This is a genomic window from Pseudoduganella sp., from assembly GCF_041914865.1.
Taxonomy (GTDB): domain Bacteria; phylum Pseudomonadota; class Gammaproteobacteria; order Burkholderiales; family Burkholderiaceae_D; genus Rugamonas.
This window is the reverse complement of sequence record NZ_JAYSCO010000001.1, coordinates 20,668-35,427: the sequence shown is the minus strand read 5'-3', so window position 1 is coordinate 35,427 and position 14,760 is coordinate 20,668. Positions and strand designations below refer to the sequence as shown.

Annotated in this window: 8 protein-coding genes; 6 read left to right on the top strand and 2 right to left on the bottom strand. The window is 65.4% G+C overall.

Annotated elements, in window-relative coordinates; all coding sequences use genetic code 11:
- Positions 1-190: 190 nt before the first annotated feature.
- Both ACE3TQ_RS00130 and ACE3TQ_RS00125 read right to left on the bottom strand, forming a co-directional pair.
- A complete protein-coding gene (locus tag ACE3TQ_RS00130; protein WP_374579857.1) occupies positions 191-3,007 on the bottom strand; it encodes a TonB-dependent receptor in 2,817 nt (938 codons plus the stop codon).
- 155 nt (positions 3,008-3,162) lie between these two features.
- Entirely contained in the window at positions 3,163-5,949 is a 2,787-nt protein-coding gene (locus ACE3TQ_RS00125) for a TonB-dependent receptor (RefSeq protein WP_374579856.1), read from the bottom strand.
- A 222-nt stretch (positions 5,950-6,171) separates the two neighbouring features.
- Here ACE3TQ_RS00125 and ACE3TQ_RS00120 point away from each other — a divergent pair, with 222 nt between their 5' ends.
- The 6 genes from ACE3TQ_RS00120 (at position 6,172) to ACE3TQ_RS00095 (ending at position 14,601) form a co-directional block, all read left to right on the top strand.
- Entirely contained in the window at positions 6,172-7,107 is a 936-nt protein-coding gene (locus ACE3TQ_RS00120; RefSeq protein ID WP_374579855.1) for an ABC transporter permease, read from the top strand.
- Positions 7,108-7,116: 9 nt separating this feature from the next.
- Positions 7,117-8,148 carry an ABC transporter permease gene (locus ACE3TQ_RS00115; protein WP_374579854.1) on the top strand — a complete coding sequence of 344 codons (1,032 nt, stop codon included), beginning with the start codon at positions 7,117-7,119 and terminating at the stop codon, positions 8,146-8,148.
- A 1-nt stretch (position 8,149) separates the two neighbouring features.
- Positions 8,150-9,817 (top strand): ABC transporter ATP-binding protein, encoded by a 1,668-nt coding sequence (locus ACE3TQ_RS00110; RefSeq protein ID WP_374579853.1) that lies wholly within the window; start codon positions 8,150-8,152, stop codon positions 9,815-9,817.
- Positions 9,818-9,889: 72 nt separating this feature from the next.
- Positions 9,890-12,412 (top strand): ATP-binding protein, encoded by a 2,523-nt coding sequence (locus ACE3TQ_RS00105; protein WP_374579852.1) that lies wholly within the window; start codon positions 9,890-9,892, stop codon positions 12,410-12,412.
- A gap of 29 nt (positions 12,413-12,441) precedes the next feature.
- A complete protein-coding gene (locus tag ACE3TQ_RS00100) occupies positions 12,442-13,359 on the top strand; it encodes a VTT domain-containing protein (protein WP_374579851.1) in 918 nt (305 codons plus the stop codon).
- Positions 13,360-13,590: 231 nt separating this feature from the next.
- Positions 13,591-14,601: a glucokinase gene (locus ACE3TQ_RS00095; RefSeq protein WP_374579850.1), complete on the top strand. Its 1,011-nt coding sequence runs from the start codon at positions 13,591-13,593 to the stop codon at positions 14,599-14,601.
- The last annotated feature ends 159 nt before the right edge of the window (positions 14,602-14,760 follow it).

Below are 14,760 nucleotides of genomic sequence, written 5' to 3'. Positions count from 1 at the left end.
GTCGTTAGTGAATAACTTGACTTGTTATTACTTGCATAGATGCAGCTTATTGCCGATGGGTGAAGTGTGACAATTTCGCTACACAATTGCCAGTAAGGCAGCGCGGCGCGTGGCGGCACGCCGGGCCCGGCGAAAAAAATCCCCGCCGGCTTGCGCGGGCGGGGACCAGCTGGCGCGGGGGCCAGGATGCTTAGAACTTGTAGGATGCGCTCAGGTAGAACTGGCGACCCAGGGCCGACGAGTAGGATGGGTTGTAGCCGACCTGGTGCGAACCGGTGTTACGCAGGGTAAACGGTGGGTCGCGGTCGAACAGGTTGGTGATGCCGCCGGTGATTTCCAGCTGCGCCGAGGCGCGGTAAGCGGTCTGGAAGTCGAAGGTGGTGTAGCTTGGCACCTGCAGGGTGATGCCATAGCATTCGCCCGGCTGGCCGGCCACGATCACCGAGCAGTCATCCGCCGACTGTTCCTTGTCGGTGTAGCCGTTGCGGTAGGCGGCGATCAGGGTGTGGGTCCACTTGTCCTTCTCGAAGCTGGTGGTGGCGCGCACCACGTGGCGGAAGCTGACCTTGTCGTTCGAGCCGTAGCGGTTCAGGCTGGTCTCCCACTGGTCGTCGGTGCCCGGGGTGGTGTAACGCGAACGCATCAGGTAGGTGCCGGCCAGACGGCTGGTCAGTTTGCCGCCGTACAGCTTGTCCTTGAAGGTCAGGTCGTAGTCGATGCCGCGGTTTTCCACCTTACCGATATTGATCGGCAGCAGTTTGATGGCCAGCACGTCCTTGCCGGTCGAGCTGATGTGCTTGGTGGTGAACAGGTTGGCGTACTTGGCCGGGTCGCCGAAGATCAGGCCTTCGGACACGGCGGTCACCTGGTCGCGGATTTCCACGTTCCACAGGTCGAACGACATCGACAGCTTGCTGGTTGGCTCGAAGACGGTGCCCAGGCTCCACTGCTTGGATTTCTCAGGCTTCAGGTCCGGGTTGCCGCCCTGGAAGGCTTCGAACTGCTGGCGCACCACGCCGTTGCAGTAGGAGGCCAGCGGGTGGCCGGACATGGCGCCGGTCAGCGGGCACTGGTAGTTGCCGCCCGTGACGCCCCAGTCTTCCAGCGGGCCGGCGATTTCCTGCATCGAGGCGGCGCGGAAGCCGGTGCCGGCCGCGGCGCGGAACAGCAGGTTCTTGGCGGCGGCGTACTTGGCGCTGACTTTCCAGGTGGCGGCGTTTTCCTTGCTGCCGACTTTCTTGCCGGTCAGGTTGTTGTCAATGGCGCCGATCTGGTCGTAACGTGCCGAGCCGGTCACTTCCAGTTCCTTGGTGACTGGCAGGTTCAGCTCGGTGTACGCGCCGAAGTTGTTGCGCTCGTAGGCGCTGTCCACTTGCGGGTTGTCGAACAGGATCTGGGCATTTTTCGCCACGTCGGCCTGGTTGACCTTGTAGGACGTGTTGCGGAAGTCCGCGCCCACGCCGATCTGGGCGGCGCCGCCCGGCAGCTTGAACGCTTCGCGCGAGGCGCGGCCATCCCAGCCCTTCATTTCCACGGTCTGGGTGTTGTAGGTGCCGGAGAAGCCGGTGCCCAGCAGGGTGTCGCGCATGGCTTGCGGCATTTCGCCCAGGCCGTAGCTGAACGGGTCGATGGTGCCGGCGTCGATCGCGGCCTGGAACTTGTCGGCCAGCGGGAAGCCGCCGACGTATTTCTGGGTCTGCTTGTTCTTGGAGTAGGTCAGGGCCGAGTTCACGTCCCAGCCGGCGACCGGGCCTTCCACGCCAGCCACCAGGTGGGTGGCCTTGGTGCCGTAGTCGTAGGTGCGGTTGCCCATCTCGTACAGGCGGTACTTGGCGACCACGGAGGTCACGCCGGCATCCTGTTCGGCGGTCAGGTGTGGCTTGATGTGCTTGTTGTACAGCGCGGAGCCCTTGGCGATCGAGAAATCAGCCGGGTAAGGCGCGATGGAGGCGACGATCTTCGCTTCGGTGTAGGCCAGGTCGTAGAACCCTTGCAGGCCGGTCTGGCCCAGCTTCAGCTTACCGGAGGAGAACAGGCCGTTGCGCTCCGATTTCGGGTTGATCTCGATGGTGGAGGCGCTGTCGAAGTAGCAGTTGCCGTCGCCGTAGAAGTCGGCGTTGAACGAGGCGCACTTGCTGCCGTGGGCCAGCGCGTACGGGTTCAGGTTGAGGGTTTTTTCCACTGGCTTGCCGGTGGCCGGGTCGATCACTTCGTAGCTCACGCCGGCGTTGGCCGGCAGCGCGCGCGGCGAACCGTTGATGAACTGCAGTGCCTTGCCGGTGGCCGGGTCGGTGAAGTTGACGATGCCGGTCCTGGCGAAGTCGCGCTGCGACGCCTTCAGCTGCTTCTGCTCGTCGTGGCTGACGGAGAAGAACACGCTGTAGCCGTCGTCGTCGATGTCGCCGAAGCCCTTGCTCAGCGATACCGAGTTGCTGGCGCCGCCGCTCGCTTCAGGGCGCGCGTACTTGGCCTTGATTTCCCAGTCGCTGGCGCCTTTTTTCAGGATGAAGTTGACCACGCCGGCGATCGCGTCCGCGCCGTACAGGGCGGAGGCGCCGTCGGTCAGCACTTCCACGCGCTCGATAGCCGACAGCGGGATCGAGTTCAGGTCGATGGTGGTGCCGGAATTGGCCGGCGCGATGCGGCGGCCGTTCAGCAGCACCAGGGTGTAGGCCGCGCCGATGTCGTGGATGGAGGCGGTGGTCACGCCGCCGCCGCCGCCGCCGACCGAGTCAGCCGCCACGGAGAAGCCCTGCATGGCCGGAATTTGCTGGATGAAGTCGGTGACCGTGGAGACGCCGGTCTTCTGGATGTCCTTCTGGCTAAACGATTGCACCGGCAGCGAGGATTCGGCGGCGATGCGCTTGATGCTCGAACCGGTGATTTCCACGCGCTGCATTGGTGCTTCTGGAGCCGCATTCTGGGCGAAAGCGGAGATGCTGCTGATTGCCAAGCTGCCCGCGCACATCAGGCGCAGGGAGCGAGACAGGGCTTTCTCAATCATCATTGCTGAAAATCTCATTACTAAATTAATGGGACGTGTATCAAACCATTGATGAGCTTCCAAGGCAATACGAACTTGCTAATCTGAAACAAACCGAAACAATAAAAAGCAAAAACGGCACCGAGGTGCCGTTTTTGCCAGAACCCCAGGTTATGGGATCAGAAGAATTTGTACTGCGCGCCGATCTTGAAGTAACGGCCGATCGCACCGGTGGCATCCATCGGGTTGTAGCTCAGGCCGCCATAAGTCAGCGGATCGAGCGGAGCGATCTTGTCGGTCACGTTATTGATGGAAGCGAACAGGGTCAGCTGCTTGTTCCAGTTGTAACGGCCCGACAGGTCGAGCGTGGTGAACGAGGCGATCTTGCAAGCGCCCGGTGCGCCACTGCCATCGGCCAGGGTCGATGCGCACAGGCCGCCGGCGAAGTAGACGTTCTGCATGCTGTCGCGGTAGTTGACGTTACCGGTCAGGTTCCAGCTGCCGATATCCCAGGAGGCATTGATGGTGCCCTTGTTCTTCGGCGTGCCGGCGCAGTTCGAGGTATCGCAGTTGCCGTGGGTGCCAGCGTACTGGTAGACGGTGGTGGCCGACTCGTGGCGCTTCCAGGACGCGGTGTGGGTCCACACCAGGCCCAGGTTCAGGCGGCCGTAGTCGCCCAGGCGCACGCGCTGCTTGATGTCGAGGTCGATACCGCTCACTTCGGTGAAGCTGGAGTTGCGGTAGGGCGCCTGGGTCAGCACCAGGGTACCCGAGTTCGGCACCACGACACCATTGACCACCAGGTTGTTGTCGTTACGGATCGCGGTCGGCAGGGCGGCCGCTTCGTTGTACGGCAGCGGGTTGATTTCGTTGGAACGCTTGATCTTCCAGGCGTCCAGCGCCAGGCTGGTGCCGTCGAACGGATCCCAGACGATGCCCAGGGTCGAACCCTTCGAGGTTTCCGGCTTCAGCGCCGTGCTGCCGACCTTCACCGCCGCCACCGGGATACCGCAATCGGTGGACGTGGCGCCGCCCGCTGCCGGCTTGCCGCCCGGGCAGCGGATCGGGTCGATCACGGTGGAGGTGCCGGTCGACTGCGACAGCGGGCTGCCTTCGGCCGGGCCTGGGGCGCGGAAGCCTTCGGTATAGGTGCCGCGCAGCGCGAAGTTCTTGGCCGGGGTCCACTTGAAGCCAGCCTTCGGCGTGGTGGAGTTGAAGTTGTCGTACTTGTCGTAGCGGACGGCCGCGCTCAGCTCGACGCCCGGCCACACCGGTGCCAGCAATTCGGCGAACACCGCGCTCACCTTGCTGTCGCCAAAGGCGGCCACGTAGGAAGCGTTGATGGAGCCGTCGCTGGTGCCGGACAGCGATGGGTTGTCGACTTTCTCGCGGCGGTGCTCGGCGCCCAGCGCCAGGCCCAGGGCGCCGCCCGGCAGCTGCATCAGCTCGCGCGAAGCGTGCACGTCCACCACGTCCAGCTGGGTGGTCGAGTCGGAGATGGCGTTGGTCACCAGGGCCTGGTACAGCGAAGCCGGGTTCTTCGATGCCTGCGAGCCGATGTAGTAAGGGAAGTATTGCGAGGTCGGGTCGCCCAGCGCCGCGCGCAGCACTTTCATGTTCAGCATATTGCTGTAGTCCAGGTGCAGCTTGGACTTGGAGTGGGTCAGGCCGGCATCGTAATCCCAGCCGGAGAGCGAACCTTTGATGCCCGCCACGTAGCGCTGGAATTCATTGTTGGCGGTACGGACCTGCGGGCCAATGTCGAAGGCGACATACCGCAGGCGGGTCGCCACGCCGTACGGGTTCTGCGGGTGGGTCGCGCCCAGCAGCGCCAGGTTGCTGTAGTTGACGTAGCCCAGCGGGTTGGACGCGTTGGGCGGGAAGGCGACGGTCGGGCTCACGTGCGGCGGGATCATGGTGAACGAAGTGTCGCGCTTGGAGAAGCCCGCTTCCACGTACACCTGGGTGTCGCTGTTGACCTGCCAGGTGCCGCGCGTGTACAGGTTCATCGACTCGATTTCCGGCTGCATGTCGCGGAACTGGTCGTGGTGCCACAGGCAGCCGCCCTTGGCGCCGGTCTGGTCCTTGGTGGCGGTCAGGTTCTCGCAGCCAGGCAGCGTGACATAGTCGTTGGTGGCCGGGTTGCGGATGGCGCCGGCCGGGTTGTTGACGTTGGCATTGTTGTTGCCGGCGATGAAGCCGCCAGCGAACTGGGTGCCGACCGGGAAGCCCCATGGGCGCAGGTCGCCGCGGCCGATGTAGGCGCGGTCCTTGCGGTCGCTGTTTTTCAGGCGGTCCGACTTGAAGAACTCGGCGTTGGCGACCCAGTTGTACTTGTCGTCATCCAGGTTGCCCTGGCCATAGGTCAGCGAGGCCTTGTGCTGCTTGCCGTCGCTGTAGCGCGACATGCCGGTATCGCCTTTCAGCTGCAGGCCTTCAAAGTCCTTGCGCAGGATGATGTTGACCACGCCGGCAATCGCGTCCGCACCGTAGGTGGAGGAGGCGCCGTCTTTCAGGATCTCAATGCGCTCGACGATCTGCATCGGCACGGTGGACAGGTCGGTGAAGCTCTTCTGGCCGTCGTCGGCACGGGCGAACGGCGCCATGCGGCGGCCGTTCAGCAGTACCAGGGTGGAGGTGGCGCCCAGGCCGCGCAGGGAGATGGCGGTGGAGCCGGCGGCAAAGCCGTTGCCGAAGCCGGTCGGCAGCGAGCCGGCGCCGTCGACGGTCAGGGTCTGCAGGTATTCAGCGACGGTGGATTTGCCGGACTTCATCAGGTCTTCTTTGCTGATGACCTGGATGGGCGAGGCGGTTTCCTGGGTGGCGCGCTTGATGCTCGAGCCGGTGATCTCCACACGTTGCAACGGCGCGTTCGCATCCTGTGCGAGCGCTGGTACGGCAAGGCTGGCCACCATGCCGCCGGCAAACACCAGGCGCACGGAACGAGCCATGATCTTTTCCATCATGTTTCTTCTCCAAGTTTGTACCAAAAAACGAGCTACAGCTTATGACTACTGCTTGAGTGCTCCCTTTGGAGAAACCATTTCCCTATAGTTTCTACCGGAAAACATGAGATCATTTCGGCTAAGATTGCGTCAAATGAAAACTGGCCGGCGATACAATTTTTGGACGATTCGTCTCTTTTGCGAAACAGCACTACGTAAAGCACTTATGGAAATTTGCAACACATGTTCGCCTACTTGATACGCCGCCTGTGGCAGATGCTGCCCACCTTGCTGGGCGTGGTGCTGCTGGTGTTTGTGCTGTTCAACTGGGTTGGCGGCGACCCGGCCTATATCCTGGCCGGCAAGATGTCGGATGCGGCCAGCATCGAGAATATCCGGCGCCAGCTGGGCGTCGACCAGCCCTGGCACGTGCAGCTGTGGATTTTCCTGCAGCAGGTGGCGACCTTCGATTTCGGCCAGAGCTGGGCCACCGGCGAGCCGGTGGCCGACATTATCGCGACCCGCCTCGGGCCTTCGCTTACGGTGCTGGTGCCGCTGACGGTGCTGGAGACGGTGCTCGGCATTGCGCTGGCGCTGGCGGTGGCCTTCCTGCGCGGCTCGCTGGCCGACCGCGCGCTGATGGTGCTGTGCACGGTGGGCATGTCGGTGTCGATCCTGGTCTACATCATCGTGTTCCAGTATTGGCTGGCCTACCAGGCCGGCTGGTTCCCGGTGCAGGGCTGGGGCACGGGGCTGCTGGACAACCTGCGCTTTGCCGCGCTGCCGATCCTGATCGGGCTGGCCGTGTCGCTGGCGCCGACCCTGCGCCTGTACCGCAGCTTCGTGCTGGATGAGGTGGGGCAGGACTATGTGCGCACGGCGCGCGCCAAAGGCTTGCCGGAACGGCGCGTGATGTGGGTGCATGTGCTGCGCAATGCGGCCATCCCCATCATCACGCACTTGATGGCGAGCCTGCCGGCCATGCTGATCGGCGCCTTCCTGCTGGAGCGCTTCTTCGGCATCCCGGGCATCGGGCGCGAAGTGATCCTGGCGGTGGAGCGCTCCGACTTCCCGGTGATCAAAGCCATTACCGTTTATGTCGCCGTGGCGACCATGGTGTTCAACCTGCTGACCGATCTGCTGTACCAGGCTGTCGATCCGCGCGTGCAGCTCAAGTAAGGACCGCGCATGCATACTGTTCATGATTCGGCGGGACTGTGGCTGCTGGCCTGGCGCCGCCTGCGGGCCGACCGCGTGGCCATGGCCGCGCTGGCGGTCGTCGCCGCCTTCCTGCTGCTGCTGGCAGCTTCCGCCAGCGGCCTGGTGGCCGCCGGCTGGGAGGAGGAGGTGGCCGTCCACTACGCGCCGCCAACCTTCGCCGCGCCGGCGCGCGAGACGCAGGGCGGCGCCGGGCAGGGCGCGCTGGCCGGCGCGCCGCAGGGCACGCCGCCGGCCAACGAATTCGACCCGCTGGCGGACGATATCCGCGCGCTGCGCGCCACGCTGGGCAAGGCGGTGGCCGAGCCGGCGGCCGTGCGCGCGGCCAGCCTGCCGTTCGGCGCCGACAAGTGGGGCCACGACATCATCCTGAAGACCATCAAGGGCGGCGAAACCTCGATCGTGGTGGGGCTGGCTGCCGCCACGCTGGCCGTGGGGCTGGGCACGCTGTTTGGCGCGCTCTCCGGCTTTCATGGCGGCGTGGTGGACGATTTCTTCAACTGGTTCTACAACGTTTTCACGGCCATCCCGTCGATCCTGATGATCCTGACCGTGGCCGCCGTGCTGCAGCAGAAGGGCGTGCTGACCATTGTGCTGATCCTCGGCCTGACCGGCTGGACCGGGCCGTACCGCCTGGTGCGCGCCGAATACATCAAGCACAAGGCGCGCGAGTACGTGATGGCGGCCGACGCCATCGGCGCCTCCGCCTGGCGCAAGATGTTCGGCCATATCTTCCCCAACGTCAGCCATGTCGCGCTGGTGCAGCTGTCGATCCTGGCGGTTGGCTTCATCAAGGCCGAAGTGATCCTGTCCTTCCTCGGCTTCGGCGTGCCGGTCGGCGTGGTGAGCTGGGGCTCGATGCTGAACGAGGCGCAGAATGAACTGATCCTGGGCAAATGGTGGCAGCTGGCCGCCGCCGCCAGCGCCATGGCTGTGCTGGTGACCGCCTTCTCCCTGTTTGCCGACGCCCTGCGCGACGCGCTCGACCCCAAGGTGAAATGACATGCTGCTCCAGGTCCGCAACCTGCGTATCCGTTTCCGCACCGATAAGCACAACAGCGTCGAAGCGGTGAAGGGCGTTTCCTTCGATATCCCGCACAACCGCACGGTGGCCCTGGTGGGCGAATCGGGCAGCGGCAAGTCGGTCAGTTCGCTGGCCGTCATGGGCCTGCTGCCGCCGCACACCACCCTCATCGACCCGGGCAGCAGCGTGCTGTTCGAAGGGCGCGAGGTGCTGCACCAGCCGGCGGCGGCGCGGCGCGCCATGTGCGGCAAGGATATCGCCATGATTTTCCAGGAGCCGATGTCGTCGCTCAACCCGGTGTTTACGGTCGGCTACCAGATCGGCGAGGTGCTGCGGCTGCATATGGGCATGGGCAAGCGCGCCGCGCGCGCCCGCACGCTGGAGCTGCTGGAGGAAGTCGGCATCCCCGACCCGGCCAGCAAGATCGACGCCTACCCGAGCCAGATGTCGGGCGGCCAGCAGCAGCGCGTGATGATCGCCATGGCCATCGCCTGCCAGCCCAAGCTGCTGATCGCCGACGAGCCGACCACGGCGCTCGATGTGACGATCCAGAAGCAGATCATGGAGCTGATCGCCGGCCTGCAGAAGAAGCACCGGATGGCGGTGCTGTTCATTACCCATGACCTGGGCCTGGTGGCGCAGATCGCCGACGAGGTGATTGTCATGCGCCACGGCGAAGTGCGCGAGGCGGGCGACGCGCGCGCCGTCTTCAGCGACCCGCAGGACCTGTACACGCGCGCGCTGCTGCATTGCCGGCCGGCGCTGGATGCGCGTCCGCGCCGCCTGCCGGTGATCGACGACTACATGGCCGGCGGCGCCTTGCCGGTCCAGCCCGAGCGTGTGCGCGGCAGCGCGCCCGGCGACGAGATCGTGCTCGATGTGCGCGGCCTGAAAAAGAGCTTCTGGCTGCGCGAAGGACTGTTCGGCAAGCGCGAATTCCAGGCGGTGAAGGGCGTTTCCTTCCAGCTGGCGCGCGGCAAGACGCTGGGCGTGGTGGGCGAATCGGGCAGCGGCAAGTCCACCGTCGGCCTGACCTTGCTGCGCCTGCACCAGGCCAGCGGCGGCAGCGCCCTGTTCGAAGGGCGCGACCTGCTGGCCATGGATGGCCGGGAATTCCAGCCTTACAAGCGGCGCATCCAGATCATCTTCCAGAACCCGTACGCCTCGCTCAACCCGCGCTTCACGGTGGGGCAGATCCTGCTGGAACCGATGCGCCTGCACGGCATCGGCGCCAGCGATGCCGAACGCACGCAGCTGGCGCTGGCGCTGCTCGAGCGCGTCGGGCTGCCGGCGCAGGCCTACCACCGCTACCCGCACGAATTCTCCGGCGGCCAGCGGCAGCGCATCGCCATCGCGCGCTGCCTGACCATGAAGCCGGAGATCCTGGTGTGCGATGAATCGGTGTCGGCGCTGGACGTGTCGGTGCAGGCGCAGGTGCTGAACCTGCTGCAGGACCTGCAGGACGAATACGGCCTGTCCTACATCTTCATCTCGCACGACCTGTCGGTGGTGAAGTACATTTCCGACCAGGTGATGGTCATGCACCAGGGCGAGGTGGTGGAAATGGCCGATGCCGATGAGCTGTACCGCAACCCGCAGCATCCCTACACCCGTTCGCTGCTGGCGGCCATCCCCCGGGCTGCTTGATACCGCCCGGCAAAACTGGCACACTGGACTTTCCGGCGCCGCAAGCCGCGGCGCCAAATCCGGAGCAGGTCTTTGCGTTCGAACAAGGTTGCCTCCATCGCACTACTGGCCAGCGTGGCGCTGACGGCCATTGTCACCGCCGTGCTGCTGGTATTTGCTGCGTATTCCTACTCTTCCGAGTACGACAAGCGCTGGCAGGAGCTGGAACGCGTGTTGAACGTGAGCGCCGACCAGCTGGCCCTGGGCGTGTCGCTGGCGGCCTGGAATTTCGACGACAACCAGGTCGAATCCATCATGCGCGCCAGCATGAACCAGCGCGACCTGCACGCCATCGTCATCTACGGCACCGGCACCAAGCGCGAATTCGTGGTGCAGCGCGGCCCCGGCGACAAACTCGAAATCGGCCAGCCCTTGCGCACTACGCCCGACATGCTGGTGGCGCAGCGCCCCATCATGGCGGAAGGCGCCAGCATCGGCACGCTCAAGGTGTTCGCCTCGCCGGCCCATGTGCAGGAGGAGCTGCGCAGCCACCGGCGCAGCAATGCCATCGCCATCCTGGCCTTGGCCGCCGTGCTGGTGGCCAGCGTGTACGGCCTGCTGTGGTTCCTCATCCTGCGCCCGCTGCGCGCCATCGGCCAGTATGTGGACGGCCAGACGCCGCAGCGCGCCTGGTTTTTTGGCGAGCTGCGCGTGCTGAACGCATCGATCCATAAGATGTGGGCCCTGCTCGACAGCCGCTACCGCGCGCTGCGCGAAAGCGAGGAGCGCCTGACCATTGCCACGCGCGCCGCCCGCATCGGCATCTGGGACTGGGATGTGCTGAACGACGAACTGGTGCAGGACGATGAAATCCTGCGCCAGTACGGGCTGGCCACGCGGCGCGGCGGCGGCAACTTCAAGGCTTGGCTCGACCGCGTGGTGCCCGACGACCGCGAACACGCGCGCGCCGAAGTGGCCGCCGCGCTGAAAGGCGAGCGCGAATTCTCGCTGCAGTACCGGGTGCGCCGCAGCGACGGTTCGATCCGCTACCTGCGCTCGATGGCGCGTTCCTTCCGCGATGAAGCGGGCAAGGTGGTGCGCCTGGTCGGCGTCAGCCTGGACGTGACCGAGGCCACCGAGAGCGAGCAGGAGTTGCGGCGCCACCGCAGCCACCTGGAGGAGCTGGTGGCCGAGCGCACCGCCGCCTTGTCGGTGGCGGTGGCCGAAGCGCAAGCCGCCAGCCGCGCCAAGAGCGTGTTCCTGTCGACCATGAGCCACGAGCTGCGCACGCCGCTCAATTCGGTGATCGGCTTTTCGCGCCTGATGGCGCATTCGGCCACCATGTCGGCCGAGGAGCGGCGCAATATGGCCATCATCCACCGCTCGGGGCAGCACCTGCTGACGCTGATCAACGACATCCTCGAACTGTCGAAGATCGAAGCGGGCGGCGTCAGCGTGCACCGCGAGGCGGTCGACGTGGCGCAGCTGCTGCGTGACGTGTGCGACATGGTCAGCGCGCGCGCCGCGCACGGCGGCATTGCGCTGCAACTGGAATGCGACCCGCTGCCGCGCGCCCTGATGCTGGACGGCGCCAAGCTGCGCCAGGTGCTGCTCAACCTGGCCTCCAACGCGCTCAAGTTCGTGCGCAGCGGCAGCGTCAGGCTGTCGCTGCGCGCCACCGCCTTGCCGGGCGGCCGCCACGGCCTGGCCTTCGCCGTGCGCGACACCGGCATCGGCATCGCGCCGGAAGAGCAGCAGCGCATCTTCGAGCCGTTCGTGCAGGTGCGCCAGGACGGCGCCAGCGAAGGCACCGGACTGGGACTGGCAATCTCGCGCCAGTACGTGCGCATCATGGGCGGCGAGCTGGAAGTGGAGTCGGCGCCGGGGCAGGGCGCCACCTTCCGCTTCACGCTGGAAGCGGAAGCGGCCGATGCGGTGCAGGACGTGGCGCCGCTGGCCAGCCTGCCGCTGCTGGCGCCCGGCCACCAGGGCCGGCGCGTGCTGGTGGTGGACGACGGCGTGGATGGCCGCCACCTGCTGCGCAGCCTGCTGGTGCCGGCCGGCTTCGAGGTGCTGGAGGCGTCGGACGGGGTGGAGGCGCTGGACGCCATCGCCCGCCAGCAGCCGGAGCTGGTGCTGATGGACTGGCGCATGCCGGTGCTGGACGGGTTGGAGACGACGCGCCGCCTGCGCGCCGACCGCAGCCTGCCGCAGCCGCGCGTGGTGATGCTGACCGCCTCCGCCTTCGAGGAAGAACGGCAGCAGGCGCTGGCGGCCGGCGCCGACGACTTCCTGCGCAAGCCGGTGGAGCAGGACAAGCTGTTCCGCGTGCTGGCGCAGCAGCTGGAGGTGGAGTACGCCGCGCCGCCGGCGCCGGCGGCGGTCGAGGCCCAGCCCGCCCTCAGTCCGGCCACGCTGGCGCAATTGCCGGCCGCCTTGCGCAGCGCGCTGCACGCCGCGCTGCAGGAGCTGAACCCGGCGCGCATTGAGGAAGTGCTGGCCACCTGCCGCGCCAGCCAGCCCACGCTGGCCGCCGCCATCGAACACATGGTGGGGCGCTACGCCTACCGCGAGCTGTGCCAGATGCTGGAAGCGGCGGAGGGGGCACTGCCGTAAGCGGCGTTTTGCGCTACCATAGCTGGATTATGGCTAACCTTATTACCCTTCTTCAGCAGTATGGTGTCCTGATCGTCTTTGCCGTGGTGCTGGTCGAACAGATGGGGTTGCCAATTCCTGCGTATCCGATCCTGATTGTGGCCGGCGCCCTGGCGGCGGCCGGCGGCGGCGCCAACTTCCCGCTGGTGCTGGCGGTGGCCATGGCTGCCTGCCTGCTGAGCGACCTGTTCTGGTTCCGCGCCGGGCGCCGCTACGGCAAGCGCGTGCTCAAGCTGCTGTGCAAGATTTCGCTCTCGCCCGACTACTGCGTCAGCCAGACCGAAGACAATTTCCGCAAATGGGGCCCGAAATCGATGGTGGTGGCCAAGTTCATCCCCGGCTTCAACACCATCGCACCGCCGATGGCCGGCGCGCTTGGCACCGGCATCCCCACCTTCCTCAGCTTCAGCCTGCTGGGCGGCCTGCTGTGGAGCGCCACCGGCCTGGCCATCGGCGCCTACTTCCACGCCGACGTCGACAAGGTGCTGGACGTGCTGGCGACCATGGGCTCCACCGCGCTGACGGTGCTGGCCATCCTGCTCGCCCTGTTCGTGCTGGCCAAATTCATCGAACGGCGCCGCTTCCAGAAAGCCATGCAGACCGAGCGCATCAGCATCGACGAGCTGAAAGAGCTGCTGGAAGGCGGCCACAATCCGGTGCTGGTCGATGCCCGCAGCGCCACTGCCCAGCAGCTGGAAGCGCCGGTGCCCGGCGCCCTGCTGGCCGGCCCCGACCCGCTGGAAGTGATCCGCTCGTTGCCCAAGGATCGCCACATCATCGTCTACTGCAGCTGCCCGAACGACGTCACCGCCGCCAAGGTCGCCAAGCAGCTGCACGCCCACGGCTACAAGCGCGCCAAGCCGCTGCACGGCGGCCTGGAAGCCTGGAACACCGCCTTCCGCCCTTAGTTGCCAAAAAAATGGGGACGTACCCTATTTTCGCGCAGCGAAAAATAGGGTACGTCCCCATTTTTTTCGTCCCCACCTTTTGTTTGGCGTAGTCATACTACCGGTCACTTATCCCGCAATGTAGTATTTGACGCTAATTTGATTGGTTTCTGTACTCAAACTACAAAGAAGTCCTTGCGCTTCGGCTAACTAATCCCTTAGGATTGGGCTTCCACGTAACTGTTCGCGCCCATGACTGTCCAGACCCCAACTGCATCGCCAACTGCCCTCCGTAGCCCGCGCCTGCTGGCGGATGTGGGCGGGACCAATGCGCGCTTTGCGCTGGAACTGGCTACCGGCGCGATCGAGCATATCCATGTGCTGGCGTGCGCGGCGTATCCCACCCTGGCCGATGCGCTCAAGGCTTACCTGGCGCTGCCGGATGTGGCGGGCGCGGCGGTGCAGGGTATCCGCCATGGGGCGATTGCGATAGCCAATCCGGTCAATGGCGATTTCGTCAAGATGACCAACCACCACTGGGAGTTTTCGATCGAGGCGCTGCGCCTGGCGGTCGGCTTCGAGGTGCTGGTGGTGGCCAACGATTTCACGGCGCTGGCGCGCTCGCTGCCGTTGCTGGCCGACAGCCAGAAGCGCCAGGTGGGTGGCGGCGCGGCGCAGGCTGGCGCGCCGCTGGGCCTGATCGGCGCCGGTACCGGGCTGGGCGTGTCGGGCCTGATCCCGTCGGCCGCGGGCTGGACTGCGCTGCTGAGCGAGGGCGGCCACGTCAGCTTCCCGCCCATGAATGGGGAGGAAGTGGCGATCCTGCAGTATGCCTGGACTGAGTTCAAGCACGTGTCGGCCGAGCGCCTGTTGTCGGGCGTGGGCATCGAATTGATCTACCGTGCGCTGGCGGCGCAACGCGGGGCGGCCGAGCCTGCGCTGGCGGCGCCGGAAATTGCGCGCCGCGCGCTGGCTGGCGAGTGCCCGCTGTGCGATGCCGTGATCGAGCATTTCTGCACCATGCTGGGCACGATTGCCGGCAACCTGGGCGTGACCTTGGGGGCCACCGGCGGCATTTATATTGGCGGCGGCATCGTGCCGCGCCTGGGCGAGCGCTTCGACCGCTCCGGTTTCCGCGCCCGCTTCGAGGAAAAAGGCCGCTTCCATCATTACCTGGCGGCGATCCCGACCTATGTAATCACGGCCGAGTACCCGGCTTTTGTTGGCGTTTCTGCAATACTAGCGGAAAAACTCGCTGCTTGAGCGAATACAGGCTTTTACACTTCTCCGCAGTTTTATCAGGTACAATTGGCCAAGTTGGATGAAGCGGCGCCTGTCGCCCGCCTTGTTTTCGCCCCGAAAACGCTCTCCACCTGAGACTCTCGCCCCGGCGCGCAGCGGTCCGGCGCATCTTCTTGCAAA